The sequence below is a fragment of the Prevotella pectinovora genome, assembly GCF_041323955.1.
In the GTDB taxonomy this organism is placed as follows: Bacteria; Bacteroidota; Bacteroidia; order Bacteroidales; family Bacteroidaceae; genus Prevotella; species Prevotella pectinovora.
This window is the reverse complement of record NZ_JBGLIV010000001.1, coordinates 2,986,307-3,008,175: the sequence shown is the minus strand read 5'-3', so window position 1 is coordinate 3,008,175 and position 21,869 is coordinate 2,986,307. Positions and strand designations below refer to the sequence as shown.

Annotated in this window: 12 protein-coding genes and 1 pseudogene; 3 read left to right on the top strand and 10 right to left on the bottom strand. The window is 49.3% G+C overall.

Annotation, left to right across the window (positions count from 1 at the left end):
- Nucleotides 1–314 precede the first annotated feature (314 nt).
- A complete protein-coding gene (locus ACDC99_RS11840) occupies nucleotides 315–1,172 on the top strand; it encodes a L,D-transpeptidase (RefSeq protein WP_052485431.1) in 858 nt (285 codons plus the stop codon).
- A gap of 107 nt (nucleotides 1,173–1,279) precedes the next feature.
- On the opposite strand, the gene ACDC99_RS11835 is transcribed toward ACDC99_RS11840, so the two are convergent.
- The 6 genes from ACDC99_RS11835 to ACDC99_RS11810 all read right to left on the bottom strand — a co-directional run bounded on the left by ACDC99_RS11835 (nucleotide 1,280) and on the right by ACDC99_RS11810 (nucleotide 16,128).
- Nucleotides 1,280–4,972, bottom strand: coding sequence for a choice-of-anchor J domain-containing protein (locus ACDC99_RS11835; RefSeq protein WP_370756808.1), 3,693 nt, complete (start codon nucleotides 4,970–4,972; stop codon nucleotides 1,280–1,282).
- A 633-nt stretch (nucleotides 4,973–5,605) separates the two neighbouring features.
- The gene (locus tag ACDC99_RS11830) at nucleotides 5,606–9,520 is read right to left on the bottom strand and encodes a pectinesterase family protein (protein WP_370756807.1); all 3,915 of its coding nucleotides are present in this window, start codon (nucleotides 9,518–9,520) and stop codon (nucleotides 5,606–5,608) included.
- 107 nt (nucleotides 9,521–9,627) lie between these two features.
- Nucleotides 9,628–10,056, bottom strand: a complete 429-nt coding sequence (locus ACDC99_RS11825) for a nucleotidyltransferase domain-containing protein (protein ID WP_231556887.1) — start codon at nucleotides 10,054–10,056, stop codon at nucleotides 9,628–9,630.
- Nucleotides 10,057–10,099: 43 nt separating this feature from the next.
- Nucleotides 10,100–10,954: a hypothetical protein gene (locus tag ACDC99_RS11820; RefSeq protein ID WP_370756806.1), complete on the bottom strand. Its 855-nt coding sequence runs from the start codon at nucleotides 10,952–10,954 to the stop codon at nucleotides 10,100–10,102.
- 120 nt (nucleotides 10,955–11,074) lie between these two features.
- The gene (locus tag ACDC99_RS11815) at nucleotides 11,075–12,946 is read right to left on the bottom strand and encodes a RagB/SusD family nutrient uptake outer membrane protein (RefSeq protein ID WP_370756804.1); all 1,872 of its coding nucleotides are present in this window, start codon (nucleotides 12,944–12,946) and stop codon (nucleotides 11,075–11,077) included.
- 23 nt (nucleotides 12,947–12,969) lie between these two features.
- Nucleotides 12,970–16,128 (bottom strand): SusC/RagA family TonB-linked outer membrane protein, encoded by a 3,159-nt coding sequence (locus ACDC99_RS11810; RefSeq protein WP_370756802.1) that lies wholly within the window; start codon nucleotides 16,126–16,128, stop codon nucleotides 12,970–12,972.
- A gap of 235 nt (nucleotides 16,129–16,363) precedes the next feature.
- Between ACDC99_RS11810 and ACDC99_RS11805 the strand changes: the two genes are divergently transcribed.
- On the top strand, nucleotides 16,364–17,200 hold the full coding sequence (locus ACDC99_RS11805) for a carboxylesterase family protein (RefSeq protein ID WP_288768338.1): 837 nt from the start codon (nucleotides 16,364–16,366) through the stop codon (nucleotides 17,198–17,200).
- A 160-nt stretch (nucleotides 17,201–17,360) separates the two neighbouring features.
- Here the strand turns inward: ACDC99_RS11805 and ACDC99_RS11800 are convergent, their stop codons facing one another.
- From ACDC99_RS11800 to tnpC, 4 genes and pseudogenes are all read right to left on the bottom strand, one after another.
- Complete coding sequence (locus ACDC99_RS11800) at nucleotides 17,361–17,600, bottom strand: hypothetical protein (protein ID WP_288762916.1); 240 nt, start codon at nucleotides 17,598–17,600, stop codon at nucleotides 17,361–17,363.
- A 195-nt stretch (nucleotides 17,601–17,795) separates the two neighbouring features.
- Complete coding sequence (locus ACDC99_RS11795; RefSeq protein ID WP_370756801.1) at nucleotides 17,796–19,076, bottom strand: ATP-binding protein; 1,281 nt, start codon at nucleotides 19,074–19,076, stop codon at nucleotides 17,796–17,798.
- A gap of 689 nt (nucleotides 19,077–19,765) precedes the next feature.
- Entirely contained in the window at nucleotides 19,766–19,948 is a 183-nt protein-coding gene (locus tag ACDC99_RS11790; RefSeq protein ID WP_368075275.1) for a leucine-rich repeat protein, read from the bottom strand.
- Nucleotides 19,949–19,972: 24 nt separating this feature from the next.
- Nucleotides 19,973–21,351 (bottom strand): annotated as a pseudogene (gene tnpC, locus ACDC99_RS11785) (IS66 family transposase).
- Between the two features lie 304 nt (nucleotides 21,352–21,655).
- On the opposite strand from tnpC, the gene ACDC99_RS11780 reads away from it, so the two are divergent.
- Nucleotides 21,656–21,868, top strand: coding sequence for a helix-turn-helix transcriptional regulator (locus ACDC99_RS11780; RefSeq protein ID WP_370756800.1), 213 nt, complete (start codon nucleotides 21,656–21,658; stop codon nucleotides 21,866–21,868).
- The last annotated feature ends 1 nt before the right edge of the window (nucleotide 21,869 follow it).

The following is a 21,869-nucleotide window of genomic DNA, read 5'->3' as shown; positions in this document are numbered from 1 at the left end:
CACAAACTTGGTGGATTATTCGGTAAAATGCCGCAAATCAGGGCTTTTCCGACATAACGGAAATGCGCTTTGAAAAGGAAAACGAAAAGAATGTCAGCTTTTTTCATTATCTTTGCAGTCGAAAGAAGGGCTTGCCTTCACCAACCACTTAAAGATGGGAACCGAGATTTCTGTCTATGGGATGGCAAATATATTACATTGAACGGCCTAATGACCGATTTAGGTTGAACAAGAAAAGAAATATGACAGTAACTTATAAAAAGAAAGACCAAACAAATAAACATTAAACAGACATGACATCTTATCAAACAAACATGAAAGCGATACGCCTATCCATATTCCTCACGATACTGACTCTGATAATGCAGGCTTGCTCGCCGTCGAACAAAGGCAACGAGATGGCCCAGGATGACGGTCCGCTGGCATCTGCCAACGAGATTGAGGAGATTGAGGAAGAACCGATAAAGATAAAGCATAAGTTCAGCACTGCCGAGGAGGCGATAGAATATATGAACGAGTCGCCGGACAAAGACCGCTATGCCGCCGGCATCATGCACAAGATGGCACACGACAGTCTGGACTACTGCAACCGTCTGCTCAACAGTGAATACGAATATTTCATCATCGTGGACAAGGGCGACATGAAGGTGAAGCTGTTCGACCGCTACGGTGTGCTGCGCAAGTCGTACACCTGTGCCTGCGGAAAGGGATTCGGCAACAAGAGGAGCAGGGGCGACTGCCGCACGCCGGAGGGTTTCTTCAGGGCGGGCAAGGTGCAGAACAGCGAGAACTGGCACTATACCGACGAGAATGGCGTGCGCAGCGAGAACCCGGGACAATATGGTCCGCGCTTCTTCCGCATCGTGACTCCGGGATTCAACTCCACGGGCATCCACGGCACCGATGCTCCATGGTCGGTGGGCGGCAGACGCAGCCACGGATGCGTGAGAATAAAGAATGAGAATATCCTCGAACTGGTGAAGTTTGTCACTAAAGGCATGCCGGTGATAGTATTGCCGGGAAAGAGAGACAAGGAGGTGAACTGGCGCGAAGCTCATCCGGAACTCTTCCCCCAACCAGACTCCACGGAAATTAAGCGTGAGAAAATGAAAGCCGAGGAGATAAAGCGCGACACCACGAAGGCAGAACATGCTCCAAAAGACAGCTTATAATAAACATCAGAATTTGTAAAACCGCCCGACATCCACCGAAAGGGGATGCCGGGCGGCAATCATTTGTTATGGGAATTCAGATTACTTTGTAACCTTCATTGCCTTCATTACTTTGTAACCTTCATTGTCTTCACCTTACCGTCAACAGTCTTCACTGTAACGAGGTATGTACCCTTGGCGAGAGTAGAGAAGTTGTTGCCAACCAATGCTCCACCAAGTGTGCGTACAGAAACCTCAGCACCGGCTGGGATAACGATAGCACCGTTGATACCGTTAACTACCACTGTAAGAGTAGCTGTAGCAGCCTCAGACTCAAGCTCGTTGTAAACTACGACAACCTTATACTCGTGGAGACCAGCGTATGTCTCTGGCTCGTAAGAATAGCTGCCCTCTGCGCCAGGAGCGCCTGCAACAGTAGTAAGAAGAGTCTCGCCCTCGAATACCTTGACTGAAAGCTCTGCGTCAGCAGCGAGGTCGTTGCCGTCAACGTCCTTGGTCGGGTTCTTCCACTTCAGTTTGATAGTCTTGAGATCACCAGCCTCTGTAGCGGCGAGGTCTGTAACAGCAGCTGTAGCCACCGGCTGAACCTCTGCAGTCTTCTCAGCGAGAGAGAAGTCGAAGATGTAACCATAAGCCTTCTTTCCGTCAGGGTCAGAGATGTTGTAAGCCACATAGTAGTTGCCAGATTCCTCAACAGTGAACTCGAATACGCTCGGATCACGGTCGTAAACTGTGTTGAGCTCGATATCGCCGATAGACTGAGTGAATGTGCCCTGAACCTTCTTGTTGGTTCCAAGCTTCATAGTGAATGAAGTCGTCTTGTCGTTGAAGCAAGATCTGTTAGTAGCAGTGTGAGTCTTCACAACGTATGTCTTGCCGGCCTCGAGAGTGAACAATGGAGAAACGAAATAATCGTTGGCATTGCTGTCCCAGTCTGAGCTGAAGCCAACACATGGGTGGGTCTCACCAACTTGCTGCCAGTTTTCGTCATACTCTGTATAGCCCCAAGAGTTCCAAGACCATGTAGAGCTTACTTTGTCGCTGCGGTCCATAGCTGTCCAGCCTGCTGCGCCTGTCTCCTCAAGGAATGAAGTCTCGTATGGAAGAGCAACCGGTGTTTCAGGCTCACCCTCTGGTGCTTCTGTAACGCTGAAAGAATAGATGCTGATAGCGTCGGTCTCCTGGTTTGGAGTATGGTTGAGAGCACGGAATGCGAAGTAGTAGCTGCCATCCTTGTTGATGTCAACAGTCCATTCTGTCTTAGCCTCTTCGCCTTCCATCTTAGGAAGTTTCTCGCCAATCCAAGTAATAGACTTGAAATTGTCCTTATCCTTAGAACCTACGAAGTAGTCGAGGATCACGCTTGTAGCGTTGTCGGCACCTGTAGCACCATCCATCTTGATGACATAAGTCTTACCCTCCTTGAGTTCGAATTTTGGAGAGATCAGCCAGTCGCAAGTTGCAGAACCTGCGTCAGGACCCATGAATGCAGATGGCTTACCAGCGAAGTCAGAAGCGTTGAACTCCCATGTCTTGCCAGGAACATCGCTGTTGTCGAGAGTAGACCATGTAGCGAACTTGTCGGCAGAGTCGAATGTGATTTCGTAAGGAAGCTCTGCTGTCACGTCCGGTACTACCTTCTCAGCGATAGAGAAGTCGAAGATGTAACCATAAGCCTTGCTTCCGTCAGGGTCAGAGATGTTGTAAGCCACATAGTAGTTGCCAGATTCCTCAACAGAGAACTCGAATACGCTCGGATCACGGTCGTAAACTGTGTTGAGCTCGATATCGCCGATAGACTGTGTGAATGTGCCCTGAACCTTCTTGTTGGTTCCAAGCTTCATAGAGAATGAAGTTGTCTTGCCGTTGAAGCAAGATCTGTTAGTAGCAGTGTGAGTCTTCACAACGTATGTCTTGCCGGCCTCGAGAGTGAACAATGGAGAAACGAAATAATCGTTGGCATTGGTGTCCCAGTCTGAGCTAAAGCCAACACATGGGTGGGTATCACCTACTTGCTGCCAGTTTTCGTCATACTCTGTATAGCCCCAAGAGTTCCAAGACCATGTAGAGCTTACGTTGTCGCTGCGGTCCATAGCTGTCCAGCCTGCTGCGCCTGTCTCCTCAAGGAATGAAGTCTCGTATGGAAGAGCAACCGGTGTTTCCGGCTCACCCTCCGGTGCTTCTGCAACGCTGAATGAATAGATGCTGATAGCGTCGGTCTCCTGGTTTGGAGTCCAGTTGAGAGCACGGAATGCGAAGTAGTATCCGCCATCCTTGTTGATGTCAACAGTCCATTCTGTCTTAGCCTCTTCGCCTTCCATCTTAGGAAGTTTCTCGCCAATCCAGTCGATAGCCTTAAAGTTGTCCTTGTTAATTTCCTCTACGAAGTAGTCGAGCAGCAAGTTGAGTTTGTTGTCGGCACCTGTAGCACCGTCAAACTTGATTACATAAGACTTACCCTCCTTGAGTTCGAATTTTGGAGAGATCAGCCAGTCGCAAGTTGCAGAACCTGCGTCAGGACCCATGAATGCAGATGGCTTACCAGCGAAGTCAGAAGTGTTGAACTCCCATGTCTTGCCAGGAACATCGCTGTTGTCGAGAGTAGACCATGTAGCGAACTTGTCGGCAGAATCAAATGTGATATTGTATGGCAGAGCTGTTGTCTCAGGCCCTTCACTGCCACCACCGATGGTAATCTCTGGAGTCTCATCAGTCTCAGCGATATCGAAATAGCTGAGAGCTATCACCTCGTCGGTAGCTGTAGTTGTGGTAGCGAGGAATGCCAGATTATAGTCACCGCCCTTTCCAACGGCAAACACGTGGTCTTCAGTAGCAGTAGCATCGTAGACTGCCTGCATCTCGAGGTCTGTAATCTTCTGGAATGTGCTTGCATCCGTCTGTGATGTGCCAAGCATCAATGAGAGTGTGAATGCGCTCGGATCAGTATTTTTCCATGTACGAGTCTTCACCTTATAGCTTTTGCCAGCCTCAAGTGTGAAAGCAGGAGAAACATAGTAGTCGTTCCATGTGTTTTCCCAGTCGTGCTTGTTTACAACGCCAGGAAAATATTTATCAGAGGTGTTGTCATAGAATTCACCTGCTGCCCATGTAACGCCAGGAACATCACTTGCATCGAGTGCTGCCCATCCTCTCTGGTTGTCGCCCAAATCTACGCTATATGGCAATGCCTTAGGACCTGGTTTGTCTTCCACGATGTCGATACCGTAAACGTAGAAGAAGTCACCGTCATCAGCGTCGAGCATAGAATGAGCATAGAGAGAGAAATAGAGTGGTCCGTCCTCTGTTGCCGTATAAGCAACCTTAGCCGTTTTGGCGCGCTCAACACCCTTATAATCGAACCAACCATTATTATATTTACCGAACGAGCCCGAAACGTCATCACTTATCACTGCGTTTGCCGACATGTCGGTAGCGCTCTTGCCTGCCTGCACGCCACACCTTGCATAACCTTTATACTGGGCCTTGATGCTAATATAATAGGTAGCACCTGCCGTAGCGGTAAACTCTGGAGAAACGAGATAATCAACATGCTTAGAAGCAGCATCTTCTTTCATGATAGCACACATCTTAGAAGTAGCTTCTGCCTGACTGTACGTTCCCGTTCCATACTCCCAAGTAACTCCCTTCGTAGGACTGTCATCCACGGCTGTCCAGCCGGCGAGGTCGCCAGCCGTCGTGAAATCGACAGAATACGGGAAAGAGTTCTGGGCCGTTCCCGTCATCACGCCAACAAGCGCGAAGAAGAGAAGTCCGAATGTTCTTTGTAACGTCTTTCTCATAAATAAAAAGTTTAAAAATTAGTATATGTTTAAGTTATTTTCCAAATATGTCGATATGTCGTGTTTCTTCGTTATTCCATAGGGATGTAACAAGGTATGCTCTGATTTCCTTCTGTTTCCGTCTTCCTTTCTATAGGACATGCACCGTTTTTAGTTTTTTATAGAAAAACATGCAGCAATCTGTATAGTACTGGATGCAAAAGTAATAAATATTTTAATATAACAAAAAAATAATAGAAAAAATTAGAACAAAAATAACATTTTGTTGCCAAAAAGATGTTTTTTCGGAAAGAGTGTAGACATTACGCACATCTGTTGGACTGAAATAATTCAGCGTGTGTTTAACCCAAATCGGTCATTAGGGCTTGCGTGGATTTTGTCTTTTAGAAGATTGGATTTTGTCTGGCTTTTAACCAAAAAATGGGCACGATGCTTGCCCAACTTGGGTACGCTGCTTACCCAACATGGGCACGGTGCTTACCCCGGATGGGCAGAATTGACGACAGACAGCTGCCCAATAATGGCATATTATAATATCCGTATTCCTGCTTTCAGGCTTCTGCCAATGCATGGGAAAAAAATATCGCCCAAGAAAAAGACCTGAGCGATATTCTTTTTTTTGGATACATCAGCTTATTTCACCACCTTGATGACACGTGGCGCCACCTTGCTGCCCTCGATGCGGACGAGGAAGACGGGAGCCTTGACATCGGAGAGGGAAGTAAGGGCCGACGTGATCTGTCGGGATGAAAGGAGGCGTCCGGCGGTGTTATACACCTTGAGGACTGCACCCACGGCATTCTGGCTGACACGCAGAGTGGCGGTAGTGCGGTCGTATGCCACAAGCGGAGCTGCCTGGAGGGAGTGGATGGCGTTGACATGGAATTCAGAAGACTGCTGCTCACCCATCAGACTGTTGAGATATACCTCAAGCGCCGTGTATCCCTGGGCATTGACCATATTCTGGTCTGCCACTTCAGGATTGAGACCATGCTGGCGCTCCCAGTCGTCGGGAATGCCGTCGCCATCGGTGTCTGTCGGCACAGTGTAGTCGGTGGCATACTGTATGAAGCCTTCACAATCAGCCTCGGTGTCGATGATTCCCTTCTTGGCACCATAGGTGGCACCGCCGTAGAGGTTCACTCCCGTGGTTGCCTCCTCAACGACACGCTTCTCTACGGCGTCGCGACGGATGGTGCCGGCAGTGCGGAGAACGGTCTGATAGGCCTGTTCGCCACTCTCCACATTGTATATCATATACATCTCAGGGTCGTAGGTGCCCACGTTGCCCGCCTTTGAATACTTGTAGTAGTTGTGCTCCGGCACGATGCGCTCTTCCACTCTGATGTCGGAGAGCGAATAATGCTCGGCACTCATCGCCTTCCAGTTGTCGGCGGTGCGGTTGGCGTCGCCCTCTATCACGTTGCCGTTGACATACCATTTTGCCGGTCCCCAGGAGGTGGCGCCACTTCGGGCGTAGCTGGAAGTGACAAGCACGACACCCGACTTGTTGGATGCAGGTCCCGGCTTGTAGTAGTTGCCGATGAAGTTGCATTCGTGGGCTGAGTTCATACCGTTGTATGATGTTATGTCGGCGGTGTTCTCGCCGCCGTAGCATCCGCCGTTGCCGCCGAAGTTGTAGTTCACATTGTTTATATACTCAAGGAAGACAACATAATCCTCGCCTCTGGCACCGTTGATACGCGGCGAGCGCGACTTGTTGTCGGCAAGCAGGTTGCGATAATAAGACGCCGGCGAACCGCCCCACTGGGTGCCGTAGCCTCGTTTGCCCTTCTTGTGGCCGGCATTGTAGAGGCCTTCATGAACGATGGTGTTCTGCACGGTGAGGAAGTGGCAGTCCTGGGTGTTCATGTTCTCTTCCATCGACCATCCCACCACGCAGTGGTCAAAGATGTAGTTGTTGCAGTTTTCCACGCCGAGTGCCTGGTCCTGCAGAATCTGTCCGTTCACATCCTTCTGTCCGCAGCGAAAACGCACGTTGCGGATGATGAAGTTCTGCGATCCGCCCAAGTTTATCTTGTTGTGGGTGATGACGATGCCGTCGCCCGGTGCTGTCTGTCCGGCGAGTGTCCAGTCGGCACGGTTTATGCGGAGCTGGTCGGCAAGACGGATGTCGCCGCTCACGGCGAACACGATGGTGAGAGGTTCGCCGGGATACTGCTGGAACGCCCAGCGCAGGGTGCCCTCCGAACCGTCGTCGGCAAGCGAAGTGACCTTCACCACCCTACCGCCACGGCCTCCTGTGGCATATTTCCCGAATCCTTCTGCCGTAGGGAATGCCGTAATGCGGAGAGCATCGGAAGCGAGGACCGCCTTTGACACGACTCCCTTCCTGGATACCGACGCCACACTGTATCTGGCATCATCGGCAGCATCCTTGGTGAGGGAGCGGTCGGTGGTGAAACGAAGGAAGGCGCCATCCTTATATATAATATATCCGGCAGCGTTGTCGTCGCTCTCCCATGAGATCTCGTTAGGGGTCACGACAAAGTTCATCGGCGCTGCCGCACCACGGAGAATTTTCTCGTAGTCGAACGGTTCATCCTTGTATTTCGCAAAGAGGAACTTAGGGTTCATATATGCCTCCACTTCGGCATCCGTTGCCTGATGTGAGAAGCTGGCACGCGACGACACGTCGGCAAGACTGCCCGTAGCGGCATCGATGCTCTTGTATTCGTATAGCGATGCCTTGTTTTCAGAGCCGCTCCAGTCTTTCCATCCCTTGGCGTTGATAGCCTTGGGGAGCTTGCAGCCGATGAACATCGCTCCGCAGGTTTCCTTCCATGGTCTGCCGAGATAGTATGCGCCGTCGGCAACGCCATCGGCTGCCGTCACCGTGCAGTTGCGGAAGAAGAGACCGGGATAGAACTTGTCGGCACTGAGCTCGGGATACATCACCTTGGTCATCGGCATGCCGCTCTCGGCAGGTGCCGTGATATAGCCGCCTCCCTTGAGGAGGTGGATACGGCAACTGTCAAACCATTCCATTCCTCCGTCGTAGACGAAGTCGGTGGCGCCTTCTATGGTGCAGTTGGTGAAATAGCCGCGTGCTCCCACATTTGCCTTATAGGTGTCCTGATAGCCGCTGAGGATGCAGTTGTTGAAGATATGGGCGTCGCCGTTGGTGAAGAGCGCCTCTGCCTGTCCCACATTGCCGCTGGTGTTGCGGATGGTGAGGTTTTCGGCATAGAAGCGGCTGGCATAGACATTGAGGGCGGCGCAGTCGTTGTAGGTATTGTCCTCATTGCCTTTTCCGCGGCTTACGCCAGAGGTGAGGATGGTGGTCTGCTTGTCTTCGCCGATGAGAGAGAAGTATTTGTTCTTCGTGCTCTTCCTTCCGGCATAGACGTTCTCCTCATACACTCCCGGACGGATGTATATGATGCCACGCGAACCTTCGGGAATGGCATTGATGGCATCCTGTATCTTGGTGTAGTCGCCGGTGCCGTCTTGTGCCACGGTGGATATCACCACGGCGGCATTGTCGTCGGGAGCGACGGTCTCACCATCTTCACCGCTGCCTCCGCCGAGGTCGGAGAGGGTGCCTACGTCAGATACGGGATGGTCTGTGGCATACTGTGCCTGTTCGGCGGTTATCTCGCTGCCGAAAATCTGTATCTTGTGAACGCGTGGCGCCTGCATCTGGGCGTAGGGGTTGAGCGAGGTGGTGAAAGGACATTTGCCGTCGGCATCCACCTGCACGGGATTCTTGAGGTCTTCGCCGTCCCACACTCTCCAGCGGAGCGACACGTCGGAGGCGTTGATGACGTTCTCCATGAAATAGCCCTGGTCGGAGAAGACGGTCCATCCCATCTTGTGTTTCTCTGACCCCATCCATACGAGCGGTTTCCATTCGCCGTCGCCAATCTTATAGTCGCATTTTATGCCACGGCCCCAGGAGGTTGACGACCACGACCACTGCACACGGTCTACGTATGGTATATGGTCTATCTCTATCCATCCGTGCTGCGACACCTTGTTGCCGGCGGCATCTGTGATAGCTGCGTCGCGACACATCTGGACGAAGCCTGCCTCGCCATAGTTGGGGTTGCCGGAGGCGTCGTATGTGATGTTGTCTTCGAGATGGAGCGTGTGGCCGGCAACGGTCCAGTCGTTGTATGTGGCGGTGCTGTTGCCGGTCTTGTTCTGACCGAGGTAATACTGTCGGCAGAAGGCTGCCGTGGCACCGGCGAAACCGTTGTATGACTTCTTGGTGGCGAAAGTGCAGTTGTGGAAGAGCACCGGATACTGCACGGCTGTGCCGCTGTTGGCTCCCACTTTCAACACGGCATTGACATAACCGCCCTTGGCAAAGTCGGGACAGTCTACTCCTGTCTCTCCCTTCCAGGTGTCGGGCCATGTGGCGTCGCTGAAATTAATGTCGATGACTTTCGGATAGGTTGATGAGTTGCTCCATTGCGCCACTACCGACGTGGGGTCGAGACTGCCCTCGATGGTAGCATAGGCTGGCTGCAACGCCAATAGCGCCAAAGCGGCGATACCGGCATTTCTGATTTTCTTTAGCATATTGTTTTGTTTATAGTAGTTTTTTTTGAGATTTGGGTCTCCGGAGGGGTATTATTTTTCTGCCTTTTCTACTCTATATTTGACAATTTCTTTCTGAGACTCTATATCTAATGCCATAAATCTACGCCCTCTCTTTCTACATTATGGTGAAACATAGTCAACTTACGCTCATCCCATTCTTTTTGGGTATAAACGACAGGATTTATCTCCTCATTGTTCTCATAGCCCAATTCCATGAATGGGCATGCATACTTTTCTATATCAGACACGCTGCGACGGTCTTTATTCAATATAATCAGCAAGTCCCAGTCGGAATCTTCACGTGCGGTATTTCTTGCACGTGACCCAAAAAGGACTACACGGGCATCAACGGGAAGTATCTTACTTGCCGTTTCCCTAATCATTTGTATCGTTATACCATCGTTCGTCATAAACCAAGTATTTTTTGCAAATATAGCATTTTCCCTGACAAGTTCAAAGGAAGGACGAAAAAAACTCCCGCCTGACGAAATGCCTGACGGGAGTTGTTTTTTCATCGATACGCTAATCGGTGTGGACATTGTCCATATTGAGAGATTGTTACTTAACGATCTTTGCTGATGTGCCGTCGCTATACTTCACGATGTTCACTCCGTCCTGCAAGCTGCTCACCTGTGCGCCAGCCAGTGTGTAGATGGCAGTGATGTTCTTTACGGTTGTAGTCTCTGCCGAACTGATGCCGTCAACGCTACCACCCTGGGCAACGAACTTGATCTGATGCAGACAGAGGTTCTTGTTGCCACCAGCGAGCAAAGCATACTGACGACCTGCCTCAACCTGAGCCTCAACAAAAGCTGGAGCATTCTCAACGGTTCCGTTCTCACCATCGTTGCGGAAGTTGTTCGTTGCGATCATTGCTCCGAACTCGCCTTCTGCCTTCTCGTCATCGGTAGCGAGCTTGTAGATACCGATCTCACGGCTGTTGTTGCCGGCATAAACACCGAAGCTCAACACACCTGCCTTCTTAGGTGTAACGGCAACGATACCATGGTTGCTTGCCTTAACCTCTGCAATGTCCTGGATGGTAATGCCTTCTTCCCAGTTGTTCTGAGCCAATGTAGAACCGGCATTAACATAACCAGTATAACCAGGATTCTCCTTCTTGATCTGAGAGAGCTTTCCGTTTGCGGTATATACTGGAGTCTTGTCAACGGCAGCTGTGATGACGAGGTCGTCGTTCTCAAACATCACTGTTCCTGCCGGAAGAGCGGCACCGATATTCCAAGCGTCTGCAACCCACTGTGCATCGAAAGCGGCAGTGATCTCATCGTTTGTCATCGTAACGGCATAAGTGTTTGCCTCAACCTGAGAAAGGATGTAAGGAGTTGTAGCCTCCTGTGCGCTGGCTGAAACCATACCCATAAGGGCGATTGCTGAAAGTAGAATTTTCTTCATAATCTTTAATTTTTAAATAGTCCTTTGTTTATATTTAAATAAAAGACGGAGTGCCGATAGTGTTGTAACCATGACACTCCGCATTTTTTTACTAGTCAACGAGGAATTCCTCGTCAGCCATTATTTCGTATATGGATTGTATCCAGGGTTCTGACCGAACTCTGACGCATTCTCGAGCTTGTCGAGGAATGTGTTTGGAATCGGGCGTAGGGCATGATACTCCTGCATGCAGTCGTCTTTTGTCATACTCGGGTTGCGGCCGATGATGGTGGAAGCGAACTTGCCCTGTGGAGAGTAAACACGCTTGATGTCGAACCAGCGCAGCCACTCGCCGCAAAGCTCACGGGCACGCTCATCCATAATCCAATCGATTGTCATCTGTGACGCATTCACCTGTGCCTCGCTCAGGCTGTGGCCAGCCTTCACTACACGTGCCGTACGGATCTCGTTGTTGATCATGTCGGCAGCGGCACCCGGATTGCCAAGGGCGATATAGCACTCGGCAGCGATGAGAGGCATCTCGGCATAGCGCATTACCGGCACGTCGGCATGGCTTGCCTTCTGGTTTGCCTTCTGGTCCATAAGGAGAATAGTTCCGTTCTCATCACCATCCCAGATACGGTATTTTCTGAAGCGTGGGAATGAAGCGGCGATATACTGCGAAGTCTTGGAGTCGTAGTTGGCAGCATCGGTCTTGTAGTTGCGCAGAGGAGCGCCGCCATAAGCGTTCACGTTGCCTGTGTCGTACAGCTCGTCGATGTCTACAGTGGCATAGTTGCGGCTTGTCTCGTCGCTGATGTGCTTGCGGGTGAAATAGAGCAGAGTGTCGTTCACTGCTGATTTCTTGTCCTTGAGCTCTGGCTGGTTATACTTGTTGGCCTCAGCCTCTTTCCACTTGTAAGGATACTTCGACGGGTTCATGAAGGCTTCCTGGAAGTCGGCATCGTAGCGAGCGTCCCAATCCTCCCAGAGGTTCATGAAATAATATGTAGGCATGAGGAGTGTTGACTCTGCCGGATAGTCGAACGATGTCTGTGTGTTCTGGATACCGGCGTTGCCCACGAGCTTCGGAGAGAAGTATGAGTGCAGACGGTTTGGCTTGGAGTCGGCATTCAGTGAAGATACTGATGAGAACGTAGCCACCCACAGATACTCGGTGTTCGTCTTGTTATTCTTTGCCTGCCATATCTCATCGTAAGTGTCATAGATTCTGATTCCGAGAGCTGCCTTGTTGTTTATCACATCGAGGGCTGCATCGAGGGCCTGCTGATAGAAAGCCTTCTGAGCGTCGCTTCCTGCCTCCTCATACTGTGCACGGGTCAGAAGAACACGTGCGAGGAGTGCCTTGGCTGCCTTCTTGGTAGAACGACCTACGTTGCCCTCATAAGGAGTGACAGGCAGGTTCTCTGCAGCGAACTTGGCGTCGGGGATGATCACCTCGTCGTAGATTGTCTTGCGGTCGGTGCGCTTGGCTGTGAACTCCGGGTCCTTGGTTTCAGTGAGCTTGAGCTCTATGTCGCCGAAGAACTCAGTAAGCCACCAGTAGCAGTAGGAGCGCATGAACTTTGCCTCGCCCTCGAAGTCGCTTCTCTTGTCTGCCGACAGTTCCTTGCAGTCGTCGAGTCTGCCGATGATGGTGTTGCAGACGTTGATGTTGTCGTAGACACGGTTCCATACGTTGGCAAACTGTCCGCGGTCGCCCTGCAGGTCTACGCAGCGTGTGAGCTGCTTACCGTAGTCGTAGTTTGATCCGATGTTCTGCCAGATGTCGGCCGATCCCTCCATATAGAGGCAAGGGTCCTCACGTCCGTAGAATTTCCAACGGAAGTTGTAATACATCTGGTTCACGAGGTTCTCCATACCTTTCTCGGTAACGAAGACCGCGTCGGCACCCTCATTGCTTGGATTATATTCGTCGAGCGAGCATGAGGTGAATCCCATCGTCGTTCCGCCGAGCAGTGCCGCGATAATATATTTATTGAAATTCTTCATTTTGTTTCCTTTATTGACGGTGATTAGAAGTTTACGTTAAGACCAACGGTTACGCTGCGCTGGTTGCCCTCTGGATCGAAGTGCTTCTGCCAGTCATTCTTCACGAAGTAGAGAGGATCGTTGATTGTGGCATAGATGCGCACGTTGTTTACGCCCATTGCCTTCAATGCTGTGCGTGGCAATGTGTAGCCGAGCGAGATTCTCTTCAGCTTGATGAATGAGTTGTCGCAGTAAGAGAGGCTCTGGTAGCCAACGTAGTCGAAGAGTTTGCGGCCCTTGTAGAGTGCCGGCAGAGAGCCGCCCTCGTTTGTGCCTGCCACCCAGTAGTCGAAGTTAGAGTAGATGCCACCGGTAGAAGGGTCGAAGTTTGCCACCTTGCTCTCGCCCCACTGTCCCCAGCGAGCATAGAAATAGATTGAGAGGTCCCAGTTCTTGTAGCGGAAGTCGTTGTTGAATCCAGCAAACCAGTCCGGTGATGTGGAACCTACATAAGCGATATCCTTGTTCTGGTCGATCACGTGGTCGCCGTCGAGGTCGGCAACCTTGATGTCACCAGCCTGGAAGCGCTGTGTCTTGGCTGCGTCTTTGTAGTATGCTGTCTCGTCGGTCCAGGCGTTCACCTCGTCGGTGGTCCAGATGCCGAGATACTTGAATGTCTTGTATGAGTGGATAGGATGACCTACCATATAGGTCTGTGTCTCCTTCTCTGTACCTGTCTGCAGTTCTTTCAGATTGTCGTAGAGCTCGTCGATCTTCTCGCGGTTGGCTGAGAATGTGAGTGTAGAACCCCATGTGAAGTCCTTTGTCACGATGTTGCGGCTGTTGATAGAGAATTCCACACCGTGGTTCTTCACTGAACCGATGTTCACCATAGTGGCATACTTACCGTCCTGTCCTGCTGATGTAGGCAGTGAGCGCTGCAGAAGGAGGTCGGTGGTCTTCTGTGAATACCAGTCGAAGGTGATGTTCAAGCGGCTGTTGAGGAGCACTGCGTCGAAACCGAGGTCGAAGGATGCTGAACGCTCCCACTTCGTGGTCTTGTTGGCAATCTTGTAGTAACCGTTGTCAACGACACCGAGCAAGTAGCGGTTAGCCTGTGTATCCTGGAATCCGAAGCTCCAGTCGGCGAAGGTAACACCGCTCCATGTAGCGTATGCGTTTACACTCTGGCTACCTGACACACCGTATGTGGCACGGAGCTTCAGGTCGTCGAGCCATGACTTGGTCTGCTTCATCCAAGGCTCGTCGGAGATACGCCATGCAAAGGCTGCTGATGGGAACCATTCCCACTGATGACCCGGAGCGAGTTTTGAAGAACCGTCACGACGGAGGGATGCCTGGAAGAGGTAACGGCCTTTCCAGTCGTACATCACACGGCCGGCATAAGAGAAGTTCTGTGCCTGCTGATAATAGCTTGAGTGTGAGAGGGCGCCCTCACCGCCGTCGTTGCTGCCCATGTTCCACCACAGGTTGCTTGCCAGTGTCTGGCCATTAGATGTAGCGCTCAGATTGTCGGCTACCTTCTTTCCCCATGTGGTGAGGAATGTCAGTGAGAGGTGATGGTCTTCCGGAAGGAGCTTCTTGAAGTTGTATGTCAACACGTTGTTCCACTCCACGTATGTAGAAGAACCCTTCGACATGTTAGACTGGCTTCTTGTCTTGCCGCTCTCGATAAGCGTAGAGTGGTTCTCGGCAATGAAGTCGCCTGAAGAGGAGTTGGTGATGTGGGTGTTGAGTGTCGAGCGCAATGAGAGACCCTCAATCGGGTGGATATCCAAGTATCCGTTTGCCACTACGTTTGTAGCGTAGGTCTCTTTCTTGTATCTGTCGCCGTCAATGCGGTCGATCAGCGGGTTAACATAGTCGTCGGCTGCCAGCGGATATGTCACGAGATCGTTGCCGATGCTGTACTCGCCGGTTTCATTGTTGTATACGCCATAAGGTGAACCCAGCTCAAGACCGGTGTTCTTTGCCTTCATATATGGTGAATACTCTGAACGGGTATGGGCAAGCTGGAATGTCACTCCTGCACTGATCCACTTGTGGAAGTTGTGGTCGATGTTGGCACGCAGGGTGTAACGGTCGGTGCCGCCGCTCTTCTTCCACTTGTCGCCGTCGTTGGCATAGCCCACAGAGAAACGGGCTGCCGTCTTCTCTGTTCCTCCAGAGAGGGTCACGGTGTGCTTGGTGCTCCATGTGGTCTTCTTCTGCATGAGGTCTTCATAGTTTGTCCATGCGCCTGCCTTATAGGCTGCGTATGCCTCGTTGCTTGAGAAGAGCGACTGGTCGTCGGCCTCGCTGCTCCAGAGTCCGGCGTTCTGCGCTGCCAGACGACGGGTGTTGTAGTAGTCGCTTGGCGAACGGTAGTCGGCGCGGTCGGGACGGAAGGCTGCCGTGACGTAACCGTCGTAAGACACTGACATCTTGCCGGCTTCCGGCTTCTTGGTGGTGATGATGATTACACCGTTGGCTCCCTGCGAACCGTAGATGGCTGTTGAGGAGGCGTCTTTCAACACGTCGATAGACTCAATGTCGTTAGGGTTGAGGTCGCTCATGCTGCCGCCCTGCACACCGTCGATGATCACAAGCGGAGAGTTGCCACCGCTGATTGAACGGTTACCACGGATGCGGAGTTCGCTGCCGTTGATGTCGAGGCCTGAGATACGGCCCTGCATGGCTGAAGCAACACTGGTGGTAGGGGTCTGAAGGATGACGTCTGACTTCACTGAGGCTACCGAACCGGTGAGGTCGCGTTTCTTAACGGTACCGAAACCGATAACGACAACGTCGTCGAGCTGGTTTGACTCGGGAACCATCTTGAGCGACAATGGGGTGCCGACGGTGGCCTGCACCTTCTGGGTCTTGTATCCAACGTATGAAATTTCAAGAGTCACCTTTCCCGAAACGTTGTTCAAGGTGAAATTACCGTCGAGGTCTGTAACAGTACCGTTCTTTGTCTGTCCCATAGGGATAACGGTAACACCAATCATTGGCAGTCCTGTCTCGTCAACAATATTACCTTTCACTACCCCACTTTGCTGAACAGCTTGTGGAGAAGGGGCAACGTTTCCGTTGCCTGCGGCATTGGCTGCCACAGGACAAAGCATTGCAGAGGACAGAGCAAGCGTGATGGACATCTTTTTCAAGTTGGCACTTGAATTATACATCTTTCTTGTCTTCATAAAAATAGATTTTAAAATAATTGTATTCTTCCTTATAGTTGAGAAACGGACAGACAAGGTGTTTGTAACCATTATTAATAAAAATTCTTTTGTTTTTAACATAAACCGGTCATTATTTTCTACTTGCATCTTGCGTTTCCTACCCAAAATTCCAATAACAACACCACATTACACCCCTCCCGACACAATAAACCACTACTCATCTGCGTTTTCTCTTAGAACAAAACATAAAGACATGCCAAATATAATAAGGAGAATCATTTTCATGCTGACGCTCATCATGTCGGCATCATTACAGACTAAAGCACAATACGACTTCATACGCCCCGTGAAAGACGCCATACCCGGTGGCTACAACTTCTGGGTTTACACCCCAACGGAATATTACTACACTCTCAACGAGACTCCGGTGATAATATTCCTGCACGGACAGAGCCTCTGCGGAAGAGACCTGAACAGGGTTAGACGCTACGGACCGCTCGACGCCATAGTGAAGGGCAGGCAGGTAGACGCTTTGGTGGTGGTGCCGCAAAACCCCGGCGGAGCGTGGAATCCGAAGAAGATAAACGACGTGCTGGAATGGACGAAACAGAACTATGCCTGCGACTCCACCCGTGTGTATGTCATCGGAATGAGTCTCGGCGGATATGGCACTCTCGACTTCGCCTGCACATATCCCGACAAAGTGGCGGCGGCTCTCGCCATGTGTGGCGGCTGTTCGAAGAAAGACCGCACGCCGCTCGGCAAGCTGCCCCTCTGGATAATCCACGGCACTGCCGACAGGGCGGTATCCATAAGCCAGTCTAAATCGGTGGTCAACGACCTCGAGAAGTCCGGCAACGACTCCCGTCTGCGCTACACCTGGCTGCAGGGCGCCAACCACGGTGCTCCGGCACGCTTCTTCTATATGCGCAAGACCTACGACTGGCTCTTCTCCCACTCCCTGCTCGACCCCGACCGCCCCGTAAACAAGGAGATAACCCTCGACATGTCTGACCTCCCCAAAGCCTACCGTGACATGGACTTCGGCAAGGCTGACCCCGAAACGGTGTATGAAACGACTATAAAGTGATTCAGTCAGAATCGGGTTGATGGGCGAGGTGGAGTTTAGCAAAACAAATTTTGATGACCATTTGAAGTTCAGCCCCAAAGCCTTAATTGAAACAAAAAAACGGATTGTCCGAAGCCAACAACGCTCCAGACAATCCGTTTTTTCATGCCAATGCAAATGGTTACCGTCCCATGCAGCCGCGAGGTGCCGAAGGACGGCTTGGCACCACCTCACCGGCATGTTTCCGACTGAATTCCAGATTGATATCGGCAAGTTCACGACGACCGAAGATATAGTCGTCATACATGTCATCCATATCCACTCCATCGCAATCACCGTCGCAGAAGTTAAGCGACTCCTTCACGATTGCCATTCGTTCATCCACCGTAGTGTCTTTGATAAGAAGGCTTTTCTTTGTCATATTTTTATCTTGATTTTATTGTTTTTATCTCTGTTTGTCCTGCTTTTCCCCGAATCTGCCATCAGAGCCTGCTCGGATTTTAACTCTTTAGAATATAATCCTTGTTTATACCGTTTACCCAGAATCGTTCATCAGAGCTTGACTGGATTTTGGGGGATTTTCAGATAAGCAACACGCCAATCTCATTAACGGATATCACAAGCCAAAGCTTCTCTTCGCCTGTCGCAAAGTGTTTTCGCCAACAGTATAGGCATAGCAGGCTGACGGAATAAAATGCAGTGTGCCGAAATCCATATCCTTCCTGCCTCTCTGCCCTATAGTTGTGACCAAGGCCTGAGACAAATGATTCTTTTCCATGAAATACTTCAACGAAGACAATTCTGAGGGTCTGTCGAAGAAACGGTCAGTCCATTTCACTTCCACCGCCCAACTTGGCTTCTGCAAGGCATCATTAATACCTACCAGATCCACCTCTCCCTGAGTGCGGCCTATTTTCCAGTTTGCATATGCGATACGCTCATCGCGCGGTATCCACTGTGAATAAACAGCCGTCTCTATCATGTCACCGATATTTCCATCTGTCATCTTCACCGGCTCAAATAAAGCACACCTCAAAGAGGGGTTCGTCAGATAAATCTTGAACGTGGTCTGGCGCTGAAACCTCCTTGCCGTATCATCGGTCTTATTCACCACTTTTATCAAGAAAGCAGCCTCCAGATATTGTATATACCTACGAATGGTTTCCTTCTTAATCCCTGATTCTTTCGACATTCCATCATACGAGAACTCCATCCCACTATGATAAGCTATCATAGTAAACAAGGAATTAAGTTCCTGCACATCGGAAATACCGTAAAGACTCGGCAAATCGCGCAACAAGACCTTGTCAACAATGTCATGACGCACAAACTGGCTGGGATCTTTCTGAATACGAGCAGAGAAAGCCACCTCTGGATAACCTCCGAAATTGATATAATCCAGAAAAAGCTCATTCAATTGGCCTATGTCAATGGAATCATATACAGAACTCTCTATGCCGCCCCACTCCACTTTGGATTCACGCATGATAATATCATAGCCGCGCAGATGGATATACTCAAAGAAAAGCAATGGCGGCAGATTGAAATCAGTAAACCTCCCGGCTCCGCTCTCATTGCTGCTCTTCTTGAGTGCTGCAGCTGCAGAACCAGATGCCACAAATTTCACATTGTGGTATGTATCCACCAAAGACTTAAGATTTATCTCCCAGTCTTTCAAATATTGTATCTCGTCAAAAAAGACAAAAAACTGCTCCTTGCCCTTCTCCTTGCCAAGAATCTGACATGCCAGATTAAACAATTGCTCCAAAAGAATATTGTTATATATCGGAGTTTCCACCGACACATAAATGATATTCTGCGGTGAGACCCCTTCGTCTATCAGCTTTTTTATCGAATGATAGATCATCACGGTCTTGCCTACTCGCCGAGGTCCCATCAATATAATAGCACGTTGAATGTCGACATCCTTCACCAAGGGATAAAAGATATCAAGATATAGTCTGGGACTCATCTTTCCATAAAAAGATGGAACCTTTCCTTCTGTCCACCAGGGATTGTCAACTTTCAATCTCCCCAATATCTGCTTCTCCAAAATTGCCGTATACTCCATAACAATCGCATTTTAGGCTACAAATATAGCTTATTTTCTCTTAATCTGCAAATTTTGTGGAAATAAGCTTATAAAAACAAGCTTATTTTGCAAAATCAGCCCTTTTCAGCCCTTTTCCAATGCATAATAAGAAGCAAAGAGTCCCAAATCCGTGCCTCTCAGAATTAAATTACACCTCCAACCACCTGATTATCAACATCTAAACACCCGTTTACAGAATAAGCCTGTTTAAACAGGCTTATTCTGCAAACAGAAGAACTGAGGAGTACTGAACCAATATACTCATAGGAATCATTATCACTTGTCTGCTACTGACAGCAAAAAACGACCTGCAAAATTTGTATAAAGACACTTTCCTATGCCAGACTATGGGGATTGTCCAAGACAACAAAAGTAACTTAAAGGACTTCCAAGTGAGGAATCCTCCTACTTTATGCTCAAAAAAAGTATTAGCAGACAGCAATAATATGAATAATAAGAACAAACAAGTTCTTTTTACATAACTGCCATTATCATCACTCTTCCACGAACTTATCCTTATAAAATGGCATGATTTTTATATAATGCTCCAAGCTACCTCTAGGAATATGTATTTCCTTTAGGTTTAAACATTCGTCAAATATACCAGAACCAGCATATGGCAAAATGCCTTTAAAAGTAACGGTCTCAAGTTTTTTGCAATTTGAGAAAGCAACTATTCAGCGAAAGGGCATGGCGGGGTATCAAGCCTCAAATAAGGCTTGAATTGCATTGAACGGAGTCTTGTTGCGTTTCTTAGCTGTTTCAACGATTGAATGTAATTCAAGAAATGCATCTGCCCCAAAATCAGAACGGAATGTGCAGGAGTTCTTCAACTTGATTTTCAACTTACGTATTCCACGCTCACTTCCATTATTGTCAGATGGTATCATTGGGTCTTCAAGGAAATTGAATATGTAGTCACGACATTTTATCAATCCTTTCTTGAGTGTTTCAAACTTCTTGCCAAAATTGCAGATATTCAGTTTGAGAAGGTTGTCTAAGCGTTCCATCCACAATGCCTTGGGTATTATCGCAGATGGGTTCGAGTTTCTCTCATGTATGGCTTCACGGAACAAGCTTGCTATCTTGTCGGACCAATCCTGCTTGTCGTTCAATTCTGACAAATACTGCAACTCTCGCAGCAGGTGTGCCATGCAAACTTGATGGTTGAGGAATTGAAGTGCAAAGTATGTACTATGGCGGTCTGTTACGGCTGTCATTCGTTCCAGGCTGTCGCCGAACTTGTCCGTCAATACTTCTGAGCTTCTGCCGTCAGCACGGAAGAGTAAGGTGTAGTAAACTGTCTGCGCTATCCATGCCCAGTCAAGACGTTTGTTGCAATAGCATCCGCTCTCGTCGAAACCGACAACACTTGACGACATGATATACTCCTTAATCTTTTCAATGGCAGGCTGTGCGTTTCTTTTCGCTTCCTTCACCCAGTTCACAAGCGAACCTTCACTCGGAGCAAGCCCGAACACCTCACGCAAAAAACTTGCTATACGGCCGTATGGAAGAAATTGCACGACACTGAGATACACGACAAGTGACTTTACGCTTGCATCGTAGACCACATCGTTAGACTTGCGTCTTGGTGCGGTACGAATACGTCCGCCACAATTCTTGCATATCATCACATAGTGACGTATCTCCTTGATTACCGGCTTCAGTTCTGGAATTGAGATTACCTGCGTTACATAGTCAAGCACACGCTCTGCGTCTGCGAGCGTGCCACCGCAATTAGTGCAATAGTTAGGCGTGTCATCAATTGTCTCGTCTGGCGAAGGAGAGCAGGATAGTTTGTGCCCGTCATGACCTTCCTGTCCACCTGGCTTCTTTCCACTTGGTTTGCGGAGACTTTTTGTCCTTCTGACTATCTCGTCTTTCATAGTCTCCTTGCTTGGCGGAGTGCTGCTGTTGCCGGAATTCTTCTTGGGCTTCTCGTATTTGGACAGACACTCTTTAAGTCTTGCATTTTCTTCGTTCTTCTTGCGCAGTTGACGATTCAGAGCTTCTATGTTACGGTTCAGTTTGGCAATCTCAGCATATTGCTGATTGATGTTTCACGCATCAACCGCATCTCTGCCGTCATGTCTTGCAGCACTTTTGATATGTCCGTAACTTTCTCTTTCACAGGTGTAAAGATACGAAAAATATCCCACATACGCAAGAAATAGAGACACTTTGTTTTGCCTTTTTATAGGTCTTCTTGCAGTATATTTCAATCGTGGATTAAGGTGCAATGCTATCGCTGAATAGTTACCAAGGGGGCTGTTTTCCTTAACAAAACACAAAAAACTACTTATTTCATAAAATATTCACAAATAATCCCCATTTAATCCGAGATAATTCAGTATCTTTACATCAAACATTAAGAAATTTGCATGGAAAATCTGAATAGAATTAAAGGAGCATTGGCTGATGCTGGTAAAACTGGTGTCTGGCTTGCTGGCCAATTAGGGAAGGATCCCGTAACGGTTTCCAAGTGGTGCACCAACACCACACAACCCGATTTGCAGACGCTGGCAAAGATTTCGGATTTATTAAAAATTAACATTAGAGAACTTTTAGTTGATTATATCCCAAACAATCGATAAT

Excerpts from the sequence above, each read along its gene's own strand:
- ACDC99_RS11795 (WP_370756801.1), bottom strand. The coding sequence starts at position 19,076 with ATGGGACCTCGGCGAGTAGGCAAGACCGTGATGATCTATCATTCGATA.
- ACDC99_RS11835 (WP_370756808.1), bottom strand. The coding sequence starts at position 4,972 with ATGAGAAAGACGTTACAAAGAACATTCGGACTTCTCTTCTTCGCGCTT.
- ACDC99_RS11810 (WP_370756802.1), bottom strand. The coding sequence starts at position 16,128 with ATGAAGACAAGAAAGATGTATAATTCAAGTGCCAACTTGAAAAAGATG.
- ACDC99_RS11805 (WP_288768338.1), top strand. The coding sequence starts at position 16,364 with ATGCCAAATATAATAAGGAGAATCATTTTCATGCTGACGCTCATCATG.
- ACDC99_RS11840 (WP_052485431.1), top strand. The coding sequence starts at position 315 with ATGAAAGCGATACGCCTATCCATATTCCTCACGATACTGACTCTGATA.
- ACDC99_RS11830 (WP_370756807.1), bottom strand. The coding sequence starts at position 9,520 with ATGCTAAAGAAAATCAGAAATGCCGGTATCGCCGCTTTGGCGCTATTG.
- ACDC99_RS11780 (WP_370756800.1), top strand. The coding sequence starts at position 21,656 with ATGGAAAATCTGAATAGAATTAAAGGAGCATTGGCTGATGCTGGTAAA.
- ACDC99_RS11825 (WP_231556887.1), bottom strand. The coding sequence starts at position 10,056 with ATGAAAAAACAACTCCCGTCAGGCATTTCGTCAGGCGGGAGTTTTTTT.
- ACDC99_RS11800 (WP_288762916.1), bottom strand. The coding sequence starts at position 17,600 with ATGACAAAGAAAAGCCTTCTTATCAAAGACACTACGGTGGATGAACGA.
- ACDC99_RS11815 (WP_370756804.1), bottom strand. The coding sequence starts at position 12,946 with ATGAAGAATTTCAATAAATATATTATCGCGGCACTGCTCGGCGGAACG.
- ACDC99_RS11820 (WP_370756806.1), bottom strand. The coding sequence starts at position 10,954 with ATGAAGAAAATTCTACTTTCAGCAATCGCCCTTATGGGTATGGTTTCA.